Consider the following 24,142-nt stretch of genomic DNA (forward strand, 5'->3'; position numbering starts at 1 on the left):
CGAAACTGCCCTCGGACGCGAGCCGTGCCCCCTTGAGCGATGCTCAAGGGGGCACGGGGGTGGTGGAGCGGGCGTGGTTATGACTTAGCTGGCCGCACCGTCAGTGAACTGCTGTCTCAGCCGATTGGGCCTTGCTGCCGTCGACGTTCTTGAAGTAGTGCTCCAGGTCCTCGAGGCTCTTGTCCTTGGTTTCCGGAACGTACTTGGCCGCGAAGGCGATGGCCCCCACCCCAAGGACGGCGAAGACGAAGAACGTGTTGGAGATGCCGATGGCGGCAAGCAGCTGCGGGAAGCCGAAGCCGATCAGAAAGTTGACGAGCCACAGCAGGAAAGCGGACGCCCCCATGCCCAGGCCGCGGATCTTCAGCGGGAAGATTTCCGAGAGCATCAACCAGGTCACCGGGGAGATAGCGCCCTGCTGGAACGCCAGGAACGTCACGGTGAGCGCCAGGATGACGAAGCCCCGGGCTGTGCCTTCCGGCAGGATCAGCGAGAAGAGGCCGATCAGCAGCAGCGCCGTCGTCGTGCCTGCCTGGCCGGAGATCAGCATGCGGCGCCGGCCCACCTTGCCCAGCAGCCAAATCCCGACGAATGTAGCCAGGACCGAGATCACGCCGTTGGCGATGTTGGCCGTAAGCGCCGCTTCACGGCCAAAACCGGACTGCGACAGGATCTGGGTTCCGTAATACATGATGGAGTTCACGCCGGTGATCTGCTGGATCACCGCGAGGCCCAGTCCCACCACGAAGATCCGGCGCAGCCACGGAACGCCCAGGTCCTTCCATGAACCCATCTTGGACTTATAGTCCTCCACGGCCATGGCCTTGACTTCTTCGAACTCCCTGCGGGCCACCTCCGGCGAGCGGATCCGCTGCAGCACGCTGAGCGTCTCGCCAAAGCTGCCGATGGAGGCCAGCCAGCGCGGGCTCTCGGGCATGAAGTTCATCCCGATCCACAGTGCGATGGCCGGCAAGGTGGCGATGACCAGCATCCAGCGCCAGATGCCGTGGGACTCACCGAATGAGTTGCCAAGGTAGGCATTGAAGATGAACGCGAGCAACTGCCCGGTGACGATCATGAGCTCGTTCTGCGTGACGATGCGGCCGCGCCGGTTGCTCGGCGATACTTCCGCCAGGTACACCGGAACGGTCACCGATGCCCCGCCGACGGCGAGTCCCAGCACAAGCCTTGCGGCGATCATGACTTCCGTGGTCGGCGAGAACGTGCAGCCCAGGGTGCCCAGGAGGAAGACGACGGCGAGGACCATAATCATCCTGCGCCGGCCGTTGCGGTCCGCCAGGCGTCCGCCGAACAGCGCACCGAAGGCGGCACCGAACAGCAGGGACGAGGTGACCAGGCCCTCGGTCAGCGGGGTCAGCCCCAGGTCCTCCTGCATGTACGGCAACGCGCCGTTGATCACGCCGGTGTCGTAGCCGAAGAGCAGGCCGCCGAAGGTGGAGATGATGGTGACGGTGCGCAGGGCCCGCTGATGGTTGCCGGGGCGCGTGTCACTATGCGCACGCGAACTCATAGGCTGACCTTCTGGACGTACTGCTTCATGGTCTCCAGCTGATAGCGGGAGACCTCTTCGGCGTTCTCGTCTTCGGCGAAGACGCTGGACACCATTACGGTGTCGTCGCGGTCGAGGAAGCCGATCTCCTTCAGGCCGCCGAAGAACTCGTCCCAGTTCACGTCGCCGTCGCCGATCTTCAGGTGCTGGTGGACGCGGACCGGGTTGCCTGGCGGGTTGGTAATGTAGCGCAGCCCGTGGGAAGCGTGGTGGTCCATGGTGTCTGCCACGTGGACCAGCCGCAGCTTGTCCCCCGCGGTGCGCATGATGTCCAGTGGGCTGTTCTTCATGTGGAAGCTGTGGGAGGCCACGTAAACCATGCCCACATTCTTCGAGTTCACGCCACGGATGACGCGGATGGCGGCCAGGCCTTCCTCAACGAAGTCGTCCGGGTGCGGGTCGATCAGCAGGTCGATGCCTTCCCGCTCGATGATCGGCAGCAGCTCCTCCATGGAACGGTAGAAGGCCCGCTCGGACTCCTCCGCTTTCTCGGGACGGCCGCTGAACTCGGTGTTCATGGTGCTGACGCCCAGGTCCACGGTGATCTGGATGGCGCGCTTCCAGTAGCGGACTGCTGCCTCGCGGGCGTCTTCGTCCGGCCCGGACCAGCGGAGCACCGGCAGGACGGAGGCAATCTCGATCCCGGCGTCCCGGCAGGCCTTCTTCAGCTGGCCCACCAGATCGTCATCCGCTTTGGGGTGGTTGTAGAACGGGATGAAGTCCGCGTGCGGGGTCATCTGCATGTACTTGTAGCCGAGGTCGGCCACCACCTTGGGGAACTCCAGCAGGCTGTGGGAGTGGTGGAACGGGGTGGGGTCAAGGGCGATTTTCACGTAAACACTCCATTGTGGGTCAGTCAGGATGGGGACGCAAAAGGGGACGGATGGCTCCGCCCCCTTTTCTTGGTCCTACTTGTAGAGGGCGGGCTTGGCCGCCAGCTTAACGGCGACCTTTTCGCCGTTCTTCTGGGCTTCAACGCCTGCTTCGCAGCACGCGGCGGTGGCGTACCCGTCCCAAGCGGAGGGGCCTCCGATGCCGCCCTTCAGTGCCGCGTCCACCCACGACTGGATTTCGACGTCGTACGCCGCACCGAAACGCTCCTCGAAGCCGGGTGTGACGTTGCCGCCCCAGCGGCCGTTGCTGCGCGTGTAGGGTCCCTTGTCGCCGCCAATGCTGACGACGCCGTCCTCGAAGGATGCCTGGGTGGCTACCTCGTAGCCGAACTTGGCGTTGACGTAAATTTCGACGTCGGCCAGAACGCCGGACTCGGTTTCGATCAGGACCTGCTGCGGGTCGTGCTGGCCAGAGGGCGCATTCTTGGTGGCCTTGCCCAGACGGACCTGGACGCTGGTGATCTCCTCGCCGGTAAAGTACCGGATGGCGTCGAATTCGTGGACCACGGAATCGTTGATGAGCATCTCGTTGGTGAAGCCCTCGGGGGTGCTGGGGTTGCGGTGCTGGTGGTGCAGCATCAGCAGTTCGCCCAGTTCCTGGTTACGGATGATCGATCCGAGCGCTGCGTATTCCGCGTCGAAGCGGCGCATGAAGCCCACCTGGATGCGTTTGTGGCCCAGTGCCACCTCGGCCTCCACGATTTTCCAGGAGGATTCGGCGTCGGGGGTGAGCGGCTTTTCGCAAAGGATCGGGATGTCTTTTGCGAGGGCCTTGAGCAGGATGTCCTCGTGCAGGAAGCCGGGAGTGGCGATCAGGACGGCATTGACGTCGCCGTTGTTCAGTGCTTCGTCAGCGTCGGCGAGGGCCACGGCACCGGGGATGCCTTCGATGGCGGCCTGGGCGCGGGCGAGGTCGACGTCCACGACGGCGGCAACTTCGGCTCCGTGGATTCGCTTGTTGAGGCGCTGGATGTGGTCGGCGCCCATGCGGCCTGCGCCGATGACGGCAACGCGGAGGGTTTCAGTCATTGTTCTGTCCTTTGTGGTCTCTGTGGCGGGGGTTAGCTGACGGCGGTACGGGAGCCGCAGGACAGCAGGTAGTTACGGGTACGCTTGGCGATCGGCATGGGAACGTCGAAGGCCACGGGATACATGTCCTGCTCCACGATCCCGAAGATGGGCCGCTCCAGGGCTTCCACCGCTTCGATGACGGCGCGCAGGTCCGGCAGGCCGTTGGGCGGTTCGGTCATGACGCCGGCCAGGTTGGCGGCTGCCCAGGTCATATTTTCCTCGTTGACCTTCCTGAGGATGTCCGGGTTGATCTGCTTCAGGTGCAGGTAGCCGATGCGGTCCGGGTAGTTCTTGATCAGTTCCAGGCTGGAGGCGCCACAGTATTCGGCGTGTCCGGTGTCCAGGCAGAGGTTCAGGTATTTGGGGTCCGTGGCCCCGAGCAGCGTTTCGATGTCCTCCTGCGCTCCGACATGGGAGTCGGCGTGCGAGTGGAACTGCTGCTTCAGGCCGAAGTCCTCCAGGAGGGTCTTGCCCAGGCGGTTGTGGCCGGCGAACAGGTCGTTCCAGGCCCTCTCGCTTAGGGTGCCGCTTTCAACCGCTTCACCGGTGACGTCATCGCGCCACATGGCGGGGATGACCACGATGTGCTCGCCGCCCATGGCCGCCGTAAGCTCAGCCACCTTACGGGCAGGCTCCCACGCGGTTTCCCACTGGTCAAGGCCGCGGTGGAAGGCGGTGAAAACGGTGCCGGCGGAGATCTGCAGGTCGCGTTGCTTCAGTTCTTCGGCCAGGCGGGCGGGGTCGGTGGGCAGGTAGCCGTACGGGCCCAGTTCGATCCACTTGTAGCCGGACTCGGCCACTTCATCGAGGAAGCGTTCCCACGGGGTCTGCTTGGGATCGTCCGCGAACCAGACGCCCCAGGAGTCCGGCGCCGTGCCGATGATCAGCTTGTTCTCAGTCATGACAGCGTTGTCTTTCTCTTTGCATCGGTTGCTCCGTTGTTGTCGTTTTGGACGCTCAAAACGACAAGTACGGAGCAACCGACGGGGTTGGGCCCACGCCGCCAGGGTTCCCTGGCCGAGCTTGCGAGGCGAGGGTGGCGGTGGGGACTAGTTCGAGGGGAAGTTGTAGGAGGCGCCGGAGGCGTGGTGGGTTTCGGGCCAGCGGGAGGTGATGACCTTGCCGCGGGTGTAGAAGCTTACGCCTTCGGGTCCGTAGATGTGCTTGTCGCCGAAGAGGGAGGCTTTCCAGCCGCCAAAGGAGTGGTAGGCCACCGGCACCGGGAGGGGCACGTTGATGCCGATCATGCCCACGGTGACACTGCGCTGGAACTTGCGGGCGGCGGCGCCGGAGGAGGTGAAGATGGCGGTGCCGTTGCCGTAGGGGTTGGCGTTGATGAGCTTGATGCCCTCTTCGAGGGTGTCCACGCGGACCACCACGAGGACGGGTCCGAAGATTTCCTCCTGGTAGGCCGTCATTTCGGTCTTGACGTGGTCCAGGACGGTGGGGCCCACCCAGAAGCCGTTCTCGTGGCCGGGGACCACCAGGTCGCGGCCGTCCACCACCATGGCGGCGCCGGCGGTTTCTGCTTCGGTGACGATCCTGACGATGCGTTCCTTGGAGGCCGGGGTGATGACCGGGCCCATTTCGGCGTCGGGTTCGGTGCCGTTGTTGACCTTGACGGCTTCGGCGCGTTCCTGGACTTTGGCGACCAGGGCGTCCGCGGCGTTCCCGACGGCGACGGCGACCGAGATGGCCATGCAGCGTTCCCCGGCGGAGCCGAACGCGGCGGCAGCGAGGTGGTCGGCGGCGTTGTCGAGGTCGGCGTCGGGCAGGATGATCGCGTGGTTCTTCGCCCCGCCCAGGGCCTGGACGCGCTTGCCGTGCCTGGTGGCGGTTTCGTGGACGTACTGGGCGATCGGGGTGGAACCAACAAAACTAATGCCGTCCACGTCAGGGTGGGTCAGCAGCCCGTCGACAGTTTCCTTGTCGCCGTGCAGGACCTGGAACACACCGTCAGGCAGCCCAGCTTCCTTCCAGAGCCTGGCCAGCAGCAGCGACGCGGAAGGGTCCCGTTCGGAGGGCTTGAGGATGAACGCGTTGCCCGTGGCGATGGCCATCGGCGCCATCCACAGCGGCACCATGACGGGGAAGTTGAACGGGGTAATGCCGGCCACGACGCCGAGCGGCTCGCGGAAGGAGAAGACGTCGATGCCGGTGGAGACCTGGTCCGAGTAGTCGCCCTTGAGCAGGGTGGGCACACCGCAGGCGTACTCCACCACTTCCAGGCCGCGGCCGATCTCGCCTTTGGCGTCGGAAAGGACCTTGCCGTGCTCGGCAGTGACCAGTTGGGCGAGTTCGTCCACGTGGGCGGCGACGAGTTCGCGGAACTTGAACAGGACGGCGGTGCGCTTGGCCAGGGAGATGTCACCCCAGGCGTCGGCGGCCTTGCGGGCTGCAGCGACGGCGGTGTCCAGGTCGGCGCGGTTGGCCAGGCGCAGTTCGCCGGTCACGGCGCCGGTGGCCGGGTTGTACACGGCGGTGGTGCGGTCGCCCTCGCCAGCGGTCTCGGCGCCGTCGATGAAGTGGTTGATGACGGTTGCTTCAGTGGTGGTGGCAGTCATGGGACTCTTCCTTGAGTGGGTTGGTCTTGGAGGGAGCGGGAATCAGCCAAGCAGTTTGCGCTGGCGTGACTTGTGGTCGACGTAGGTCTGGAACGCCTGTCTCGTGGAATCCAGCTCGGAGACCTGGGAGACGGGGACGTCCCACCAGGACTCGGAGGACGGAGCGTCCAGCAGCGGGTCGGATTCGACGTGGATCAGGATCGGTCCGCTGCGCTCGGGGGCGGCCTTGGCGTCCCGGATGGCCTGTTCGAGTTCGGCGATGACCTTCTCGCCGGGCTCGATCCGGATGACCTTCACGCCCAGGGACTCGGCGTTCAAGGCCAGGTCCACGGGCAGGGTCTCGCCTTCGTCGAAGCTGTGCTGCGCTTCATCCAGCTCCCGGTACTGGGTACCGAATCGCTGCGAGCCCAGGGATTCGGAGAGGGAGCCGATGGAGGCGTAGCCGTGGTTCTGGATCAGGACCACGATCAGTTTGATGCGTTCGGCGACGGCGGTGACCAGTTCGGTGTGCATCATCAGGTAGGAGCCGTCCCCCACCATCACGACGACGTCCCGCACCTCCGCGTCAGAGGCGCCTGCCGCCGTCGCGCTTTTCGCTTCGGCGATCGCCGCACGTTTGACGCCGAGGCCGCCAGGGATCTCGTACCCCATGCAGGAGTAGGCATATTCGACGTGGTAGCCGAAGGGGTCCCGGACGCGCCACATCTTGTGCAGGTCACCGGGCAGGGATCCGGCGGCGCAGATGACCACGTCGCGGGCGTCCATGGCGCGGTTGGTGGCGCCGATGATTTCGTTCTGGGCCGGCAGCGGCGTGTAGCGGGTGTCGAAGGCCTCGTCCACGGTGGCGTTCCAGCGCTTCTTCTCGGCCTCGACGCGTCGCGACAGGTCGGCGCCGACGCGGTACCCGCCGAGGGCTGCGTTGAGCTTGACCAGGGCCTTGCGGGCGTCGGCGACGATCGGCAGCGTGGTGCCGTGCTTGTACGCGTCGATCGGGGCGACGTTGATGTTCACGAATTTCACGTCCGGGTTCTGGAACGCGGTCCGGGACGCGGTGGTGAAGTCCTCGTAGCGGGTGCCGATGCCGATGATCAGGTCCGACTCGGCAGCGATGGCGTTCGCCGCTGTCGTGCCGGTGGAGCCGATGGCGCCGAGGGAGAACTGGTGGTCCCAGGGCAGGACGCCGACGCCGGCCTGCGTGTTGCCCACGGGGATACCGGTCAGCTCGGCCAGTTTGGCCAGTTCGTCGTTGGCGTAGGCGTAGAGGACGCCGCCGCCGGCGATGATCAGCGGACGCTTGGCGGCGCGGATGGCTGCGGCGGCGCGGGCGATGTCCTCGTCGTCGGCGTCGGGGCGGCGGATCCGCCATTCACGCTCGGCGAGGAACTCGACGGGGACGTCGAAGGCCTCGGCCTGGACGTCCTGCGGCAGCGATACCGTGACAGCGCCGGTTTCGGCCGGGTCGGTGAGGACGCGCAGGCCGTGGTGGAACGCGGAGAACAGCTGCTCGGGCCGGTTGACCCGGTCGAAGAATTTGGACAGCGGCCGGAACGCGTCGTTAACGGTGATGTCGTAGGCGTACGGCTGCTCGAGCTGCTGCAGGACAGGGTCTGCGGCGCGGGTGGCGAAGGTATCGGACGGCAGCAAGAGCACCGGCAAACGGTTGGTGGTCGCCAGCGCGGCACCAGTGAGCAGGTTCGAAGAACCCGGACCGATGGAGGTGCTGACCGCGTAGGTCTGGCGGCGGCGGGTGTGCCGGGCGTAGCCGACGGCCTGGTGGACCTGGGCTTGTTCGTTCCGGCCCTGGTAGTACGGCATGATGGCCGGGTCCAGCTGCTGGTACTGCTTCAGGGCCTGGCCCACTCCGGCCACGTTGCCGTGCCCGAAGATACCGAACGTGCCCGGAATGAGCCGCTCACGGTACTCAACGCCGTTGACCGAGTCCACGGTGTACTGCTTGGAAAGGTATTCGACGACGGCCTGCGCCACCGTCATTCTGCGCGTTCCTGATGCGGATCCCATGGCGACTACTCCGATACTTCTGTGGTGTGGTGCAGGAGCGAGGCGGCCGCAGCGACGGCCCCGGCGACGTCCCCATCTGCGGGGTAGAGCAGGGTCCGGCCGACGGTGAGGCCCTGTACGCCCGGCAGTGCCAGGGCGGCTCCCCAGGTGGCGAACACTTCATCCTGGGACCCGGCCGGGTCACCGCCCAGCAGCACGGTGGGCATGGTGGTTGCGGCCATGACGCGTTCCATCTCCGCCACCACCGGAAGCTTCATCCAGGTGTAGGCGCTGGTGGACCCCAGGCCCTCGGCGATCGCGATGGACTTGATCACCGCGTTGGTGGACAGGTCGTTGCGGACCCGGCCATTCTCGCGGACGGACAGGAACGGCTCCACCATGGCGATCAGCTTCCGCTCCGCCAGCGAATCAATCGCCTTGGCGGTTGCCTCCAGGGTGGCTACTGTGTCGGGGTCGCCGAGGCAGATGCGGGTCAGCATCTTCCCGCCGTCAGCACCCAAGGCCTGCAGCGCAGCGGCGGTGTGGCCGGTGAAGCGGTCATCGAACTCGTTGACCAGCCCGGACAGGCCGCCGCGGTTCATCGAACCGAACACCAGCTTGCCGTCCAGGGCGCCCAGCAGGAGCAGGTCGTCCATGATGTCCGGGGAGGCCAGGACACCGTCGACGGCCGGATTCGCCAGGGCGATCTGCAACCGGTCCAACAACTGCCGCCGGTCGGCCATGGCCACGGGGTCGTTGCCGACGGCCAGGGCGCCGCGGGCGGGGTGGTCGGCGGCGACGATGAAGTTCTGCCGCCCGGCTTTCAGGCCGGGGTGGCGGCGCCGGGCCTTCGCGGCGCGGGCCACGGCGTCCGGGTCTTCCAGGCGGATGGTGCTCAGGTGCTCGTAGCGGCGCGGATCATCGTCCACGGCGCTGCCAGGGGTTACAGGGGTGAGGGTCACAGTGCTGCTCCTTCGGTGGCAAGCTGAGCGGCAGTACCGGCACCGGGGACCGGGCGGCCGCGTTCGGCCAGCAGTGAGGTGACCTCGACCGGCGTCGGCATGGCATCGGCGCAGGAAAGGCGGGAAGCGACAAGCGCGCCGGCGGCGTTGGCGTAGTCAAGAACCTGGGCCAGGGGCCAGCCCGAAAGCAGGCCGTGGCAGAAGGCGCCTCCAAAGGAGTCGCCGGCACCGAGCCCGTTGAGGGTCTCCACCGGGACGGGGGCGGAGACGACGCGTTCGGTGCGGGTCTTGGCCATCACGCCTTCGGGGCCGAGCTTGACGACGGCGATTTCCACGCCGGCAGCCAGCAACCGGTCCGCCTGTTCGTCAGGGGTGCCTTCACCTACGGCAACGGCGCATTCCTTGTCGTTGCCGATCGCGACGGTGACGTGCGGAAGGATCTTGGCGACCTCGGCACGGGCTTCCTCCTCGGATGCCCAGAACATCGGCCGGTAGTCCAGGTCCAGGATGGTGAACTGACCGATCCGCAGGCTGTCCCTGTCCCTTGCTTCGTGGGCGGCGATGTGGGCGGCCCGGGAGGGTTCCTGGGACAGTCCGGTCACCGTGGACCAGAAGATCCCGGCGTTGCGGATGGCGGCCAGGTCCAGCTCTTCGGCCTTGATCTGCAGATCCGGGGCGGTGGGGAAACGGCCGTAGAAATAGAGCGGGAACTCATCCGTGGCCGGCTTGATTGCACAGAACGTCACCGCCGTCTGCAGGCCGGCGACCGGAGTTACGAAGGAGTCGTCAACATTGAACTTGCGCAGCTCGCGGTGCAGGTAGGCCCCGAACGGGTCGTCCCCGGTGCGGGTGATCACGCCGGTCCGGCGTCCGTGGCGGGCAGCGGCAACAGCGACGTTCGACGGCGAACCGCCCAGGTACTTGCCGAAGGAATTGACGTCCTCCAGGCCGACCCCAATGTCGTTCGGGTAGATATCAACGCTGATGCGCCCGATCGTAAGAAGTTCGTGGGTCACGGGAATCGTGGACCTTTCTGGTGTGGAACTCGAATCTTTGAAGGCAGGAGTTCCGGAACTGGCAGGCCGTGGTGTGGGCCACAGGCACTACTTTGCCCTAGATCGAATGTCCTGTCAAAGGTTTGTACTGACATACTTACAACAGAAGCTATGAACGCCCATCCCCCAATTGATGGGCGCCCCGGCTACTTCATGGGAACCGCCAATTCGCCCGTCACGTACTGTGCCTTGCCGAAGCCGAAGGACCAGTCACCGGCGGTATTTTCGACGTAGCCGATGAAGACGTCTTCGCCCGCTACACCGACTGCCGCAAGCTTCTCGGCAACGGCAGCAAACAGCCGCTGCTTGGCCTCCTGGGAACGGCCGGCCTGGGTGAAGATCTGGATCATCACGACTCCCCCGGTGCGTTCAAAGCCCAGTCCTGCGTCCTGGGCAAAGATCTGGCCCTGGGGGTGTTCGGTGAGGATATGGAAGTAGTCGCGCTCCGGAATGCCGTACTCGGCAAGGATGGCGTCATGGATCCCGCGACTGAGCTGCTGCAGATCCTCCGGGGTGCGCCCTTCGTTGACGTCAATACGTACCAGTGGCATAAAGCTTCTCCCTTGCTAGTTTGTACTGACATACTAACAAAGTAGCTTCCGGAGAAGCAAGACTCCTCTTGCGTGAGCTGCGGAGCAGGCCTAGCATTAATCAATCGAGAGGTTGATAAACGTTTTGGTTGAATACATTTCGAGAGGCCGGCATGATCTCCGACGACGTGGCCCTGGACGCGGCTTTCCTGGCCTTGGCAGATCCCGTGCGTCGCAGCATCATCGCCCGGCTGAGCAAGGGCCCGGCAACCGTCAATGAACTGGCGGACCCGTTCGAGATTTCCAAGCAGGCAGTCTCGAAGCACATCCAGGTGCTTGAGCAGGCACAGTTGGTTACCCGCACCCGGGACGCCCAGCGCCGACCCGTGCACCTGAACCCGGCACGGCTTGAGGCACTTACTGCGTGGATCGATCAGTACCGCTTGGTCCGGGAAAGTCAGTTCCGCAACCTCGACGCCGCGCTGGCATCACAGGCGGCCGCGAGCGGCGGCCAATCCTCCAAGGAGTCATGATGAGCAATTCCCTGAAACTCAGCGTTCCTGAGGGCGTCCCCTTTATCGATTACGAGCGCGAGTTCGATTTCCCGGTGGCGGATGTGTTCCGCGCACACAAAGAGCCGGACCTGATTGTCCAGTGGCTGGGCCCGCGGGGCATGAAGATGGAGATGGACCACTACGATTTCCGCACGGGCGGCAGCTACCGGTATATCCACACCGGTCCCGACGGGGTGCCGTACGAGTTCCGTGGCATCTTCCACACGGTGCGCGAAAACGAGTTCGCCCTGCAGACCTTCGAGTTCGGCGGGTACCCGGATGTGGTCAGCCTGGACTTCATGGCGTTCGAGGACCTGGGCAACGGACGTACCCGGTTGCGGGGGCACTCGGTGTACCCCAGCCAGGCCGCACGTGACGGCATGGCCCAGTCGGGAATGGAAGGCGGCTTGAGCGAAGGCTACGAGCGGCTTGAAGAATTGCTGGCTGGCGCGCGGGTCTGAACCGGCATCTTAGCCGCGTGTCTTAGCGGCTGTCTTAGCGGCGGGTCTTGGCAAGGACGAGGGCTTCGTCCAGTACGCGGCCCAGGTTGGCGGCGTCGTGGGCAAAGCGGCCCAGGAAGAGTCCGTCCGTGGCCGGCAGTTGGGGAAGCAGCCCGGGGCCGGCGCTGCCGCCGTAGATGAGGGGGCAGTCCGGACCCAGCTCGGCACGGATCTGCGCCAGGACGGCGTTGACGTGCTGCGGCGGGGCGGGCTCCTGTGCTCCGATGGCCCACACCGGTTCGTAGGCCAGGACCAAGCGGGTGAGCAGGGCGGCATCGCCGCCCATGGCGGCACGGACCTGCTCGACGCAGAAAGCGGCGGCAGCTCCGGCGTGGACCCTGTCCGGCTCACCGATGCAGAGCAACGGGGTGAGGGAATGGCCGACGGCGGCACGCACCTTGCGTGCCACCACTGCGTCGTCCTCACCGAAGAGTTTGCGCCTTTCGGCATGGCCGATCTCGACGAGTGAGACGCCGAGTTCGGCCAGCATCCCGGGGCTGACTTCTCCCGTGAGCGGCCCGTCCCCCCAAGCGCAGTTCTGCGCGCCGAGGAGTACCGGCGAGCCGGCCAGGATCCGGCCGGCCGGCTCCAGGACCGGAAAAGACGGAATGACGAAGACCCGGACCGGGGCGCCCTGTGCGGAATCCCCCAGTCCGGGCCTGTCATCCACAATGGAACGCACCTCCGACAGCCAGCGCAGGCTCGCCTGGTACCCCATGTACATCTTCGTGCTGACGCCGATGTAGAGGAGGCGGTTGCCTGTGCTGCTGCCGGAGGTGCTCATGGTTTCCTTGCGTGGATGGTGCGGGCCTGCTCAGTCGAGCAGGTCGTCGGCCTTGTTCTTGAACCGCTTGGTGGCGTACATCATCGCGGCGGCCACGAATGGCAGGACACCCAGCGCGTACACACCCATGGAACCTGTGGGCGACTGGGTTGCCTCGTTGACGGCGGTCCGGAGGATTGGCGCTACGAAGCCGCCCAGGTTGCCCAGCGAGTTGATCAGGCCGATGCCGGCTGCGGCCGCTGAACCGGCGAGGAACGCGGTGGGATAGGACCACACCACCGGCCCGACGGCCAGGAAGCTGCAAACTGCCAGGGTTATGAAGATCATGCCCAGGAAGGGCTGGTGGTTGGTGCCCGCCCAGGCCGAGCCGAAGATGCACAGGCCGGTGGAGATGAAAAGGATGGTGCCGAACTTGCGCCGCTTGGCCACCGTGTCCGCGGCCTTGCCGATGAAGTAGCAGGCGAAGATGCCGAAGAACCACGGCACGGCGATCAGCAGGCCGACGGCGAGCCCCACCTTCTGTCCGGTCAGCGACGATACCTGCTGCGGCAGGAAGAACGTCACGCCGTAGACGGCGATCTGCAGGCAGAAGTAGATCAGGGTGAAGTACCACACGCGGCCGTTGCGCAGGGCCGCGAGGATGCCGCGGGGGCCGTGCTCATCCTTGACGGTGTCCTCCAGCGCCATGACTTCCTTCAAGGCGTACTTCTCGTCCTTGCTGAGGAATTTGGCCTTCTCCGGGCCATTGATCAGGAAGAAGAACGCCGCGATGCCTGCCAGCACGGCCAGCATGCCTTCGACGAAGAACATGACCTGCCACCCGCGGAGGCCGGGCACCTGGTCACCGATGTTGATCAGCCAGCCGGAGAGCGGGTTGCCAATCATCTGGGAGAAGGGCTGGGCCAGGTAGAAGATGGCGAACATCTGCACGCGGACCTTGTTGGGGAACCACTCGGCGAGGTACATGATCACGCCGGGGAACAGGCCGGCTTCGGTCACGCCCAAAAGGAACCGCAGGACCACGAACGAGGTCTCACCCTGGACGAAGGCGAAGCACGCGGAGACGATGCCCCAGGTGATGGCAATGCGGGCCAGCCAGATCTTGGCGCCCACCTTCTTCAGGAGCAGGTTGCTGGGGATTTCAAAGATGGCGTAGCCGATGAAGAAGATGCCTGCGCCCAGGGCGAAGGCTGCGGCGGACACTCCCTTGTCCGTTCCCAGGGCCGCCTCGGCAAAGCCGACGTTGGTGCGGTCCAGGAAGGAAACGACGTAGAGGATGACCAGCATCGGCATGAGCCGGCGGGCCGCCTTGTAAATCGCGGACTTCAGGACCGGACGGGCCAGAAGCTCCTTGGATGTTGCTGTGGTTTCAGACACAACACTCTCCTTCGAGTGGTGACGTTGGTGGTGCCCCGCGGGCCGGCGGCCCGCGGGGTTTGGGATGGCGCCTGCTTTCCTGACAGCGGAAGGCGGGCGCCGTTAGTGCATGTACAGGCCGCCGTCGACGTTCAGGGTCTGGCCGGAGATGTAGCCGGCGTCCTCGCCGATCAGGAAGGAGATGGCCGCCGCGACATCCCGGGTGGTGCCTACGCGGTTCACCACGAGGTCCTTCACCAGCTCATCCTTGCGTTCCTCGCTGAGGGTGCCGCCCATGATGTCCGTATCGATCGGGCCCGGCGAAATTGCGTTGACGGTGATGTCGTACTCGCCCAGTTCGCGGGCGGTGGCACGGGTCAGGCCAATGACGCCTGCCTTGGCAACGGAGTACGGGGTCTTGCTGAACGTTCCGCCGCCGCGCTGTGCCGAGACGGAGGAGATGTTGACGATCCTGCCGAGCCGGTTCTTCGCCATGGACTCGGCGGCCCGGCGGGTGGCGTAGTGGACGCCGTTCATGTTGATGTTGACCACGCGGTCCCACTCGGCCCCGTCGAGTTCCAGGTAGGGAACCGGAGAGCTGACCCCCGCGATGTTCGCGAGCGCCACCAGCTGGGGCAGTTCGGCCTCGATTTCGTCGATGGCGGCGCGGACGGACGCCTCGTCACCGATGTTGGCCCCGGCGCCGTGGGCTTTGACGCCGTGCTTTTCCGCCAGTTCCCTGGCGAGGTTCTTGCTGGCGGCGTCATCGAGGTCGATCACGCCGATGTTCCAGCCGCGCTCGGCAAGGTAGTCGGCGGTGGCCCGCCCGATGCCGCGTTCGGAGACCGCACCGGTAACGATGACGGTGCGGTCTGCGGGGAATGCTGTCATGAAGTGTTCCTTTATGTGGAGGGTGGGCGCGCTGCTGTCGAAAAAGCTGCTGCGGTTCAAAAAGCTCAGGACAGCGGTGCCGGGCCCAGTTCCTCGATGAGCTTCTGCATGGCGACGTATGCCTTGTTCCGGTAGGCAACCAGGGCTGCGGTGCGGTCGGCGGGGACGTCGAGGAAGCCGGAGCCGGTCTTGGTGCCGAGCTGGCCGGCGTCGACCTTGTCCTGCAGGATCTTGGGGGTGGCGAACCGCTCCGGGAAGCCGGTCTGCAGTGACTTGTAGCAGAAGGCGTAGACGTCCAGCCCTGCCATGTCGGCGATGGCGAACGGACCGAAGAACGGCAGCCGGAAGCCGAAGGTGGTGCGGACCAGGGTGTCCACGTCCTCGGCGCTGGCGATGCCTTCCTCCACTACTTGGGCGGCTTCGTGGAAGAGGGCGTACTGGAGCCGGTTCAGCACGAAGCCGGTGACGTCCTTGACGATGGCCGTTTCCTTGCCGGTCTCCCCCACGATGGTGCGGGCGGCCTGGACCGTCGCCTCGGAAGTTCCCTCGTGCGGGATGACTTCCACACCGGGGATGAAGGGGGCGGGGTTGGAGAAGTGCACGCCCAGGAAGCGCTCCGGGTTTTCGACGACCTGGGCCAGTTTGGCAATGGAAATGGTGGAGGTGTTGGAGCCGATGATGGCGTCGGGGCGGGCGGCTGCGCTGATCCGGCCGAGGGTGGCGTGCTTGATCTCGAGGACTTCCGGCACTGCCTCCTCGATGTACTCGGCGTCAGCCACTGCTTCTTCGATGTCCTTGGCGGCCCAGAGGTTTTCCTTGAGCAGGTCCGTGGCGTTGGCCGGGAAGAGGCCTGCAGCGACGAACTCGTCGGATTCCTTCAGCAGCCGCTCGTAGTTGCCCTGGGCGATCTCGGCGGAGACGTCGGCCAGGGCCACGCGGGCTCCGGCGAGTGCCAGGACCTGGGCGATTCCGCCGCCCATGTAGCCGGAGCCGACGACGGCGATGTTACGGGTGCTCATTTGGTTTCAAGTCCTTCCGATGCGCCCTCATAGGAGCAGATGGCGTCTACTTTGGCCGCGGATGCGGAGTTTTCATCGAAGCGGTAGTTGAGCCACTCGCCCACCAGCTTCTTGGCAAGTTCCAGGCCGATGACGCGCTGGCCCATGGTCAGCACCTGCGCGTTGTTGGACAGCACGGAGCGTTCCACCGAGTAGCTGTCGTGGGCCGTGACCGCCCGGATGCCCGGTACCTTGTTGGCCGAAATGGCCACGCCCAGGCCGGTGCCGCAGATCAGCAGCGCCCGGTCCGCCTCGCCGGCAGCCACCTTGCGGGCCGCGGCGACGGCCAGGTGCGGGTAGGCCGTGGAGTCGTCGGCGCCGACTCCCACGTCCTCCACCGAGGCCACGCGGGGGTCCGCCTCCAGCAGTTCACGCAGGGCGTTCTTGTATTCAACGCCGGCTTCGTCATTGCCGACGACGATGCGCCAGCCAGGCTGGGATTGCTCAGTCATCAGGGTTCTCCTTAGTTGCTTTCGATGGTGGCGGCGTAGTCGGCCACCCGGCGGGCGATGAGGCCGAAGGACACTGCCCCGGGATCGGGGTGGCCCAGGCTCTTTTCGGCCAGCGGCCGGGCGCGGCCTTTCTTCGGGCTGAGCGCGGCAGTCGCGTCAGCGGCCTCCGCCGCCGCCTCCGCTGCCGCACGGAGGCTGCCGGCCAGGCTGCCGCCGTCGTCAAGTGCCTTGGCGAAGGTGTCAGCGAAGGGAAGCAGCGCGTCCACCATGGTCTTGTCTCCGGCTTCGGCCTTGCCCAGGGTGACAATGGCGTCGCGAAGGGCGTTGACAGCCGCCGCTGCGTCTGCCGATGTGTAGGAATCCTTGCTGCCCAGGGTCCTCCCGACGGCGGTGACGGCCGCGCCCCAGAGGGCACCGGAAGTACCGCCGGCACGTTCGGCCCATTGCTCCCCCGCCGCCGCGAGGAGTTCCTCAAGGCCCGCGCCGGCAGCGTGCGACTTTTCCGCGGCGGCAACGGCGGCGTCCACGCCGCGGCGCATGCCGATGCCGTGGTCCCCGTCCCCGGCAATGGCGTCCAGCTTCCCGAGTGCCTCCTCATGTTCGACGACGACTGCCTGGGCTTCCTTCAGCGCGCCCACCGCGGTGGCGGCAAGGGCTGTCGAGGCGGCGGTCGCGTCGAGGGCGGGCGCGGTTGCCTCCTCCGCCAGGGACGCCACGGACCGTGCCTTGCGGGGCGCCGGGTTGCCTTTGCGGAAGGCGGGCGTGTCAGCCGGGGCGGACCAGAACTTCTCCAGCTCATCGTCCAGCCAGAACAGCGTCAGGGACAGGCCGGACATGTCCAGGCTGGTGACCAGCTCACCGCACTCGGGTTCCACGATTTTGAGTCCGGCAGCAGTCAACAGGGCCTCGATCCTGCCGAACAGCAGGAACAGTTCGTCGTATTTGACCGTGCCAAGGCCGTTAAGGATTGGCACAACGCGGGTGCCTGCGTTTTCCGGCTTGTCCTTCAGCAGCCCGTCCACCAGCAGCTTGGCAAGCTCGCTGGCGGTGGGCAGCGGCTGCTCCGAGATGCCCGGTTCGCCGTGGATGCCAAGCCCCACGGACATCATGCCTTCGGGCACCGTGAACAGCGGCTCGCCGGCTCCCGGCAGGGTGCAGCCGGCGAAGGCCACGCCGAGTGAGCGGGTGTGGTGGTTGGCCTTGACGGCGAGGCGCTCCACCTCGTCAAGGTCCAGCCCGGCCTCCGCCGCCGCCCCGGCCACCTTGAAAACCGTGAGGTCGCCGGCGATGCCGCGGCGCTTGCCGATTTCGCCGAGCGGAGCGCTGGCGATGTCATCGGTGATCAAGACCGTGCGGGTTTCGATGCCCTCGGCGTTCAGCTTTTCCTGGGCCTGCCCGAAGTGCAGGACATCACCGGCATAGTTGCCGTAGCTGAGCAGGACCCCACCACCGGTTTGGGAAGCCTTGGCCACCCGGTACACCTGGCCTGCGGAGGGGGAAGCGAACATGTTGCCGCAGGCACTTCCGGCAGCGAGCCCGGCCCCCACCAGGCCGGCGAACGCCGGGTAGTGGCCGGAGCCGCCGCCGATGACCACCGCCACCTGCCCTGCGGGTGATTCGGTGGAGCGGACTACACCGCCGTCAACGCGGGCAACGTACTGGCGGTTGGCGGCGACGAAGCCGTCGAGGGCGTCGTCTGCGAACTGCGCTGGATCGTCAAATATCTTTGTCATGATTCCTCGTTGAACCTGTGGGGATGGCTCTGCCGGTCAGCGTGCGGGGACAGTCGCGGGGGCCTGCCGACCCTGGGCCACCAGGCTGGTGCCCAGGGCATAGCTGTCACGCTTGGGCAGGACCTGGCGCCGCAGGTAGTCCTGGTTGGCGGCCGTGACGCTCAGGCCGTCTCCGCCGTAGTGCTCGGTGCAGATGACGCCCTGGAAACCGACGGAAAGGGCGAACTGGAACGCCTCGCGGTAGCTGATGAGGCCGGATTCCATGGGGGCCGGGATGGCGACGTAGTGGTCGCGGGCCTGGTCCTCATCGCGGATGTAGTTCTTGACGTGCCAGTAGTTGGAGTACGGCAGCGTCTTGTGTACCAGTTCGCGCCAGTCCTCGATGGGACGGTGCAGGCGGATCAGGTTGCCCAGGTCAGGGTTCAGCCCGACGTTGGGCAGATCGATGTCCTGGACCAGCTGCACGGAGGAGTCCCCCGTTCCCAGATAGGTGTCCTCATACATCTCCAGCGACACCAGGAGCCCGAGCTCAGCCGCGTGCTTGCCTACTTCGCGGATGCGGCTTACGGCGTTGTTCCACGCCTCCTTGTCCCCCACCGGGTCCTTGTGGCCCTCAACCGTCCAGAACCAGAGCTGCTTCTGCTGCTCCGGGGTGATGGCCTGGTGCAGTCCGATCGAGACAACCTCGCAGCCGAGCTGGGCTGCGGCCTCCAGGGTGCGGTGGGTGTAGGCGAGGTTCTCTTCCCAGCGGCCTTCTTCGATCACGCTGCGGCGGATGGCGGAGATGGAGGGAAGGCCAAGGCCGGCAGCGGTTGCGGCAGCCTTCAGCTCGTCAAGCCGGCTGCTGGAGAGGTCACCGGGGCGGACCCAGCTGTCGGTGAGGTCGGCATTGGTGAAACCGGCGTCAGCCACCTCCTCGAAGACCTGCTGCCAGTCGCTGGCGGGGGCCCCCTGGGCAGTGGTCCCATCGGGCCGGGTCCCCGGGAACTGCAGCAGGGCAGCGGCGATGGGCCAGTTTTCAGCGGTGTACGGCATTGTTACTCCAGATCTAGAATCGCATTTCCTATAGGATCTACGTTGTTTGCACCCCATGTCAAGGGGTTGCGGGTAATTCCTGCCCGAATGAAGGGGGAACGGAAGGGTTGGGTCTGGGCCTGCAGTGCCCTGGCCTGGTGGCGCTAGCTGCGCACTTCGCTGTCGTGCTGGGAGCGCTGTTTAACGCCCTCGATATGGTCGATCATCTTCTGCCGCGCCAGCTCGGCGTCGCCGGACTCGAAGGCCCTGAGGATCTCGGTGTGCTCGGCGATGGCGTAGTCGGCATCAGTGACGCCCAGGCCACCGAAGAAGCGGAAGCGCTGGACCTGTCCGCCCAGGGCGTTGTAGGCGGACAGCAGGAACTGGTTATCGGCTGATTCGGCGATGAGCCGGTGAAACCGTTCGTCGGCTTCCCAATAGGCGCGGAATTCGGCAAAGGACGGACCCCGCGGAGCGGCCTTCAGGTCCTCGATGGCCCGCTCCAGCTGGCCGGTCAGTTGTTGGTCCGCATGCTTGCAGGCCATGAATGCGTTGGCGGGCTCGATGACCAGCCGCGCATCCATGAGGTCGGCCAGCTCGTCGGGGGTGAACAGCGGGGCCACCCGGTAGCCGCGGAGGGCCATCCTCCGGACCATCCCGGTGGCTTCCAGCCGGGCCAGGGCCTCGCGGACGGGCGTCGGGGAGACGTCCAGTTCCCTGGCCATCCCGTCAATGCTGACGGGAGTGCCGGCCTCCAGCCTGCCGTCCATCAGGGCAACAAGCAGCGCCTCATAGACGTGGTCGGCGAGGACCTGCCTGCTCACGCCGCCGGAGGCCTGGTTCTTTGTTGCCATGTAGAAATCCTATAGCCGGAAAACGCGCCTGAACGCGAGTGTGAAGCCCCTCCGGGTGCCGCGCGGCCGGCAGGCCGCACGGCACCCGGGAAGGGTGGGCGGTCAGGAAACCTGCAGGCCGCCGTTGATGTCGTAGGTGGCGGCCGTGATGTAGCCGGCGTCCTCGCCCAGCAGGAACGCGATCAGGGCTGCCACCTCCTCGCGGGTGCCCACCCGGCCCATCATGATCCCCTCGGACATCTGCGCTTTGCGCTCGTCAGTCAGCGTCCCGCCCATGATGTCGGTGTCGATGGGGCCCGGGGCGATGGCGTTCACGGTGATGTTGTGCTCGCCCACTTCGCGGGCCAGGGCACGGGTGAAGCCGAGGATGCCGGCCTTGGATGCGCTGTACGCCACCTTGGAGTAGGTGCCGCCGCCGCGCTGGGCGGAAATGGAGGAGATGCTGACAATCCTGCCCAGTTCCCGCTCGATCATGCCCTTGAGGACCCGCTGCGATACGACGAACGTGCCGCGCATGTTGATGGCGAAGACCTTGTCCCATTCCGCCACGGTGGTTTCCATGAAGGGTGTGGGCGAACTGATCCCTGCAAGGTTCACCAGTCCGACGATGGGCGGAAGCGACTGCTCGATCTCGGTGATCGCACGGTCCACGGACGCCTCGTCCGAAACGTCCGCGCCCACGCCGATTGCTTTGACGGCCCGGTTGGCGCCAATTTCCTGGGCAGCGGCTTTGGCGTCTTCGGCGTTGAGGTCAAGGATGGCGATGGACCAGCCCTCGCTGGCCAACCGGTCGGCGGTGGCGCGGCCGATGCCGCGGGCTGACGCTGCGCCGGTCAGGACCGCGGTGCGCTCTGCAGGGAAGGTGTGCTGTGTAGTCATTGGTGTGTCCTAGTGGGTTTCGGCGGCAGGAACGGTGGCACTGGGGGCAGAGACACCTTCGGGCCGCTTGCGTGCATAAAGGTAGGTGGCGACAGCGGTGATGGCCAGGCAGGCGGCCAGGAAGACCAGGCCGGTCTGGCTGTTGCCCGTGGCGTCCTTGAGGATGCCAACGATGTAGGGCGCCACGAAGCCGCCCAGGTTGCCGAGGGAGTTGACCATGGCCAGGCCCGCTGCAGCCGCGGCTCCGGTCAGGGCCGCGGACGGCATGGCCAGGAAGGGCGCGATCGCGGAGTAGATTCCCATCGCCGCCAGGGTCAGGAAGACCATGGCGAGCACTGCGTTGACCGGGAGCAGGAAGCCGGCGCCCAGGAGGCCGACGGCGGCCAGCACCATGCTCATGCTGGCGTGCCAGACGCGGTTGCCGGTACGGTCGGAGCGCTTGCTCCAGAAGTAGACGAACACCGCAGCGATTGCGTATGGGATGAAGACGATGAACCCCACCTGGGTTGAGTCGAACTTTCCAAGCGCCTTGACGATGGTGGGCAGCCAGAGGCCGAGGCCGTAGATGCCGCACACAAGGCCGAAGTACAGCGCCGAGTAGGCGATGGTGCGGGGGTCCTTCAGGCCTGCGAGGAAGTTGTGCTTCCCGGCCTTCTGCTTATGGGCCAACTCCTCGCTCATTGTGGTGGACAGCCATTCGCGCTCTTCCGGCGTGAGCCACTTGGCGTGCTCGGGCCGGTCGGTCATGACGAAGGGGGTGATGATGCCCAGCACGATTGCCGGGATGCCCTCAAGGATGTAGAGCCACTGCCAGCCGTGCAGGCCGGCCACTCCTTCGAGGTTAAGGAGCATGCCGGAGACGGGGGCGCCCAGGGCGTTGGAGATGGGCTGGGCAAGGATGAAGATGCCCAGCACGGTGACCCGCTGCGCTGCCGGGAACCACAGGGTCAGGTAGAAGAGAATGGCCGGGAAGAAGCCGGCTTCCGCTGCGCCAAGGAGGAAGCGGATGACATAGAACGTGGCCTCGCCGTTCACCAGGAACATGGCGGTGGCAAAGATGCCCCAGCTGATCAGGATGCGGGCGATCCACTTGCGGGCGCCGAAGCGGTACATGCCGCCGTTGCTGGGGATTTCCAGCAGCGCATAGCCCAGGAAGAAGATGCCTGCGCCCAGCCCGTAGGCGGCCTCTGTGATGCCGATGTCGCCCTGCATGCCGAGCTTTGCGAAACCGACGTTGTTCCGGTCAAGGTAGGCGACGAAGTACAGCAGGACGATCAGGGGCATGAGCCTCCGGCGGACTTTGCGGAGGGTGGTCTCGCCGAGTTCGCTGAGGATGGGGGCGGCGGCACGGGAGCTCATCGCGGGCCTCCGGCAGTGATGTGGGGACCCTCAAAAAGGGAATGCGCGCGCATGAAGACTCCTTTGGCTGGCGGCATTAGATGGGGATTTTGATATCAGATGTCTGATGTCTGACTGAGATTCTAGTCACAGCGCAGCGCGAGCGTCAACACAGGGGGCGGGGCGTCCCTCAGGAGGTCAGGCCTCGGCGGCCCGCGAGCCGACAGGGACGAGATTCAGGCCGTTCAGCGGGCAGTGGTACCGGTACGGCTGGACATGGCAAGGAACTGCTCGTAGTCCTCGAAGGTCTGGGTGATATGGGCGTCCATGGCGGAGCGGGCCGTGGCAGGATCACCTGCGGCGATGGCCGCCAGGACCATCTTGTGGTGGTGGATGGCATGGCGCTGTACGTCCGGGAACGCGGAGGTCTCGCGCCGCATGGCATACAGCAGGGTTGAGAGCTGGCCGAGCAGTGCGGGCACGAACGGGTTACCGGAGGCGCGCAGCACCGTGTCGTGGAAGGCGATGTCGGCCACGGTCAGCGCATCGACGTCCCCGGCGTGGTGTGCCGCCTCCATTTGCTCGACGCTCTCCCGCAGGGCTGTCAGGTCCGCCGGACGATGGCGCGAGGCGGCCAGTTCGGCTGCCCCGGTCTCCACCATGCGGCGGACCTCCAGCAGGCGAAGGGCCACCTGGTCGGATGCCACTCCCCTGGAGGCGGCCCGCATGATGGCGTCCAGCCCGGTCCAGCGCTCGGGCGGATTGACGAACGTCCCCAGGCCGCGCTTCACGTACACAACGTCCTGGGCTTTCAGTACATTCATCGCCTCCCGGGCCGTCAGCCTGCTGACGCCGGATTCCTTTGCGATGTCGGCCTCGGGCGGCAGGGCGTCGTCGGCCTTGATATCGCCGCTCAGGATGTGCTCCAGGACCTTGTCCACGACGGCGTCGACCAGGGTTGGTCGCTTTGCTGCCATCGTCATTCCCCTGCCTGCGCGCCCACGGCGCCGCGATTTTCCTTCCCCAACATTACTCGACGTGGTTGGGCCCACGCCGCCGGGCCGCCGTCGCGCTTTGAACGGTGGCTTAAACAAGGAACGCGGGGCCACCCCGGCCCGTCCCGTCGAGTGGGCCGGAGGGGGTGACCCCGCGCTGCGCAGTGTTGCTAAAGGCGCGGTGTTGCTAGAGGGCTGAGAAGACCTCACGGAGCAGCTTGGCGGTCTCGGACGGCGTCTTGCCAACCTTCACGCCGGCGGCCTCGAGGGCTTCCTTCTTGGCCTGGGCAGTACCGGCGGAGCCGGAGACGATGGCGCCTGCGTGGCCCATGGTCTTGCCCTCGGGGGCGGTGAAGCCGGCCACGTAGCCGACGACCGGCTTGGTGACGTGGGCCTTGATGAAGTCGGCTGCGCGCTCTTCCGCGTCGCCGCCGATCTCGCCGATCATGACGATGGCCTTGGTCTCGGGGTCAGCCTCGAACGCAGCCAGGGCGTCGATGTGGGTGGTGCCGATGACGGGGTCGCCGCCGATGCCGATGGCGGTGGAGAAGCCCAGGTCGCGCAGTTCGTACATCATCTGGTAGGTCAGCGTGCCGGACTTGGAAACCAGGCCGATGGGGCCCTTGCCGGTGATGTTGGCCGGTGTGATGCCGACCAGTGCCTCGCCCGGGGTGATGATGCCGGGGCAGTTCGGGCCGATGATGCGGGTGACCTGGTTGCCGTCGGCGTCCACCTTGGACTGGGCCAGGGCCCAGAATTCGGCGGAGTCCTGGACGGGAACGCCCTCGGTGATCACGACGACCAGGCCGATGCCGGCCTCGATGGCTTCGACAACGGCGTTCTTGGTGAATGCCGGCGGGACGAAGACGATGGAGACGTCGGCGCCGGTTTCAGCCATGGCTTCCTTGACGGTGCCGTAGACGCTGATTTCCTTGTCGCCGTGCAGGACCGTGGTACCGGCCTTGCGGGCGTTCACGCCGCCGACGATGTTGGTGCCGGCCTTGAGCATCAGGGCGGTGTGCTTGGTGCCTTCGCCGCCGGTGATGCCCTGGACGATGACCTTGGAGTCCTTGTTGAGGTAGATAGACATG

At 65.9% G+C, this 24,142-nt stretch carries 23 protein-coding genes; 2 read left to right on the forward strand and 21 right to left on the reverse strand.

Annotated elements, in window-relative coordinates:
* Nucleotides 1-100: 100 nt before the first annotated feature.
* The 9 genes from VXJ37_RS15090 to VXJ37_RS15130 form a co-directional block, all read right to left on the reverse strand.
* Complete coding sequence (locus tag VXJ37_RS15090) at nt 101-1,531, reverse strand: sugar porter family MFS transporter (RefSeq protein ID WP_331323847.1); 1,431 nt, start codon at nt 1,529-1,531, stop codon at nt 101-103.
* The gene (locus VXJ37_RS15095; RefSeq protein WP_331323848.1) at nt 1,528-2,403 is read right to left on the reverse strand and encodes a sugar phosphate isomerase/epimerase family protein; all 876 of its coding nucleotides are present in this window, start codon (nt 2,401-2,403) and stop codon (nt 1,528-1,530) included. Before VXJ37_RS15095 ends, VXJ37_RS15090 begins: the two co-directional genes overlap by 4 nt.
* 75 nt (nt 2,404-2,478) lie before the next feature.
* Nucleotides 2,479-3,492 carry a Gfo/Idh/MocA family protein gene (locus VXJ37_RS15100; protein ID WP_331323849.1) on the reverse strand — a complete coding sequence of 338 codons (1,014 nt, stop codon included), beginning with the start codon at nt 3,490-3,492 and terminating at the stop codon, nt 2,479-2,481.
* A gap of 32 nt (nt 3,493-3,524) precedes the next feature.
* Nucleotides 3,525-4,436 (reverse strand): sugar phosphate isomerase/epimerase family protein, encoded by a 912-nt coding sequence (locus VXJ37_RS15105; protein WP_331323850.1) that lies wholly within the window; start codon nt 4,434-4,436, stop codon nt 3,525-3,527.
* 147 nt (nt 4,437-4,583) lie between these two features.
* Nucleotides 4,584-6,098 carry a CoA-acylating methylmalonate-semialdehyde dehydrogenase gene (locus tag VXJ37_RS15110; RefSeq protein ID WP_331323851.1) on the reverse strand — a complete coding sequence of 505 codons (1,515 nt, stop codon included), beginning with the start codon at nt 6,096-6,098 and terminating at the stop codon, nt 4,584-4,586.
* Nucleotides 6,099-6,140: 42 nt separating this feature from the next.
* The gene (gene iolD / locus VXJ37_RS15115) at nt 6,141-8,090 is read right to left on the reverse strand and encodes a 3D-(3,5/4)-trihydroxycyclohexane-1,2-dione acylhydrolase (decyclizing) (RefSeq protein ID WP_331323852.1); all 1,950 of its coding nucleotides are present in this window, start codon (nt 8,088-8,090) and stop codon (nt 6,141-6,143) included.
* 32 nt (nt 8,091-8,122) lie between these two features.
* Nucleotides 8,123-9,058: a Cgl0159 family (beta/alpha)8-fold protein gene (locus VXJ37_RS15120; protein WP_331323853.1), complete on the reverse strand. Its 936-nt coding sequence runs from the start codon at nt 9,056-9,058 to the stop codon at nt 8,123-8,125.
* Entirely contained in the window at nt 9,055-10,074 is a 1,020-nt protein-coding gene (iolC, locus tag VXJ37_RS15125; RefSeq protein WP_331323854.1) for a 5-dehydro-2-deoxygluconokinase, read from the reverse strand. Before iolC ends, VXJ37_RS15120 begins: the two co-directional genes overlap by 4 nt.
* 185 nt (nt 10,075-10,259) lie before the next feature.
* Nucleotides 10,260-10,664 carry a tautomerase family protein gene (locus VXJ37_RS15130; protein WP_331323855.1) on the reverse strand — a complete coding sequence of 135 codons (405 nt, stop codon included), beginning with the start codon at nt 10,662-10,664 and terminating at the stop codon, nt 10,260-10,262.
* Nucleotides 10,665-10,816: 152 nt separating this feature from the next.
* Here VXJ37_RS15130 and VXJ37_RS15135 point away from each other — a divergent pair, with 152 nt between their 5' ends.
* Both VXJ37_RS15135 and VXJ37_RS15140 read left to right on the forward strand, forming a co-directional pair.
* A complete protein-coding gene (locus tag VXJ37_RS15135; RefSeq protein ID WP_331323888.1) occupies nt 10,817-11,176 on the forward strand; it encodes an ArsR/SmtB family transcription factor in 360 nt (119 codons plus the stop codon).
* The gene (locus VXJ37_RS15140; RefSeq protein WP_331323856.1) at nt 11,176-11,658 is read left to right on the forward strand and encodes an SRPBCC family protein; all 483 of its coding nucleotides are present in this window, start codon (nt 11,176-11,178) and stop codon (nt 11,656-11,658) included. The genes VXJ37_RS15135 and VXJ37_RS15140 overlap by 1 nt, the downstream gene beginning before the upstream one ends.
* Before the next feature lie 34 nt (nt 11,659-11,692).
* Here VXJ37_RS15140 and VXJ37_RS15145 read toward each other — a convergent pair whose 3' ends face one another.
* The 12 genes from VXJ37_RS15145 to sucD all read right to left on the reverse strand — a co-directional run bounded on the left by VXJ37_RS15145 (nt 11,693) and on the right by sucD (nt 24,141).
* Complete coding sequence (locus tag VXJ37_RS15145) at nt 11,693-12,481, reverse strand: triose-phosphate isomerase family protein (protein ID WP_331323857.1); 789 nt, start codon at nt 12,479-12,481, stop codon at nt 11,693-11,695.
* A gap of 30 nt (nt 12,482-12,511) precedes the next feature.
* Nucleotides 12,512-13,858: an MFS transporter gene (locus VXJ37_RS15150; RefSeq protein WP_307310164.1), complete on the reverse strand. Its 1,347-nt coding sequence runs from the start codon at nt 13,856-13,858 to the stop codon at nt 12,512-12,514.
* Between the two features lie 102 nt (nt 13,859-13,960).
* On the reverse strand, nt 13,961-14,728 hold the full coding sequence (locus VXJ37_RS15155; protein WP_331323858.1) for an SDR family NAD(P)-dependent oxidoreductase: 768 nt from the start codon (nt 14,726-14,728) through the stop codon (nt 13,961-13,963).
* 65 nt (nt 14,729-14,793) lie between these two features.
* Nucleotides 14,794-15,747, reverse strand: a complete 954-nt coding sequence (locus VXJ37_RS15160) for a 3-hydroxyacyl-CoA dehydrogenase family protein (RefSeq protein ID WP_331323859.1) — start codon at nt 15,745-15,747, stop codon at nt 14,794-14,796.
* Entirely contained in the window at nt 15,744-16,238 is a 495-nt protein-coding gene (locus VXJ37_RS15165; RefSeq protein WP_331323860.1) for a ribose-5-phosphate isomerase, read from the reverse strand. The genes VXJ37_RS15160 and VXJ37_RS15165 overlap by 4 nt, the downstream gene beginning before the upstream one ends.
* An 11-nt stretch (nt 16,239-16,249) precedes the next feature.
* Entirely contained in the window at nt 16,250-17,971 is a 1,722-nt protein-coding gene (locus VXJ37_RS15170; RefSeq protein ID WP_331323861.1) for a dihydroxyacetone kinase family protein, read from the reverse strand.
* Nucleotides 17,972-18,007: 36 nt separating this feature from the next.
* Nucleotides 18,008-19,006 carry a sugar phosphate isomerase/epimerase family protein gene (locus tag VXJ37_RS15175; protein WP_331323862.1) on the reverse strand — a complete coding sequence of 333 codons (999 nt, stop codon included), beginning with the start codon at nt 19,004-19,006 and terminating at the stop codon, nt 18,008-18,010.
* A 143-nt stretch (nt 19,007-19,149) separates the two neighbouring features.
* Nucleotides 19,150-19,839, reverse strand: coding sequence for a GntR family transcriptional regulator (locus VXJ37_RS15180; RefSeq protein WP_331323863.1), 690 nt, complete (start codon nt 19,837-19,839; stop codon nt 19,150-19,152).
* Between the two features lie 102 nt (nt 19,840-19,941).
* A complete protein-coding gene (locus VXJ37_RS15185) occupies nt 19,942-20,718 on the reverse strand; it encodes an SDR family NAD(P)-dependent oxidoreductase (RefSeq protein ID WP_331323864.1) in 777 nt (258 codons plus the stop codon).
* 9 nt (nt 20,719-20,727) lie between these two features.
* Nucleotides 20,728-22,077 (reverse strand): MFS transporter, encoded by a 1,350-nt coding sequence (locus tag VXJ37_RS15190; RefSeq protein ID WP_331323865.1) that lies wholly within the window; start codon nt 22,075-22,077, stop codon nt 20,728-20,730.
* Nucleotides 22,078-22,301: 224 nt separating this feature from the next.
* A complete protein-coding gene (locus VXJ37_RS15195) occupies nt 22,302-23,033 on the reverse strand; it encodes a FadR/GntR family transcriptional regulator (protein ID WP_331323889.1) in 732 nt (243 codons plus the stop codon).
* Nucleotides 23,034-23,238: 205 nt separating this feature from the next.
* Nucleotides 23,239-24,141, reverse strand: coding sequence for a succinate--CoA ligase subunit alpha (gene sucD, locus VXJ37_RS15200; protein WP_331323866.1), 903 nt, complete (start codon nt 24,139-24,141; stop codon nt 23,239-23,241).
* Between the last annotated feature and the right edge of the window lies 1 nt (nt 24,142).

Origin of the sequence: Pseudarthrobacter phenanthrenivorans, from assembly GCF_036455295.1 — a bacterium.
Taxonomy (GTDB): Bacteria; Actinomycetota; Actinomycetes; order Actinomycetales; family Micrococcaceae; genus Arthrobacter; species Arthrobacter phenanthrenivorans_C.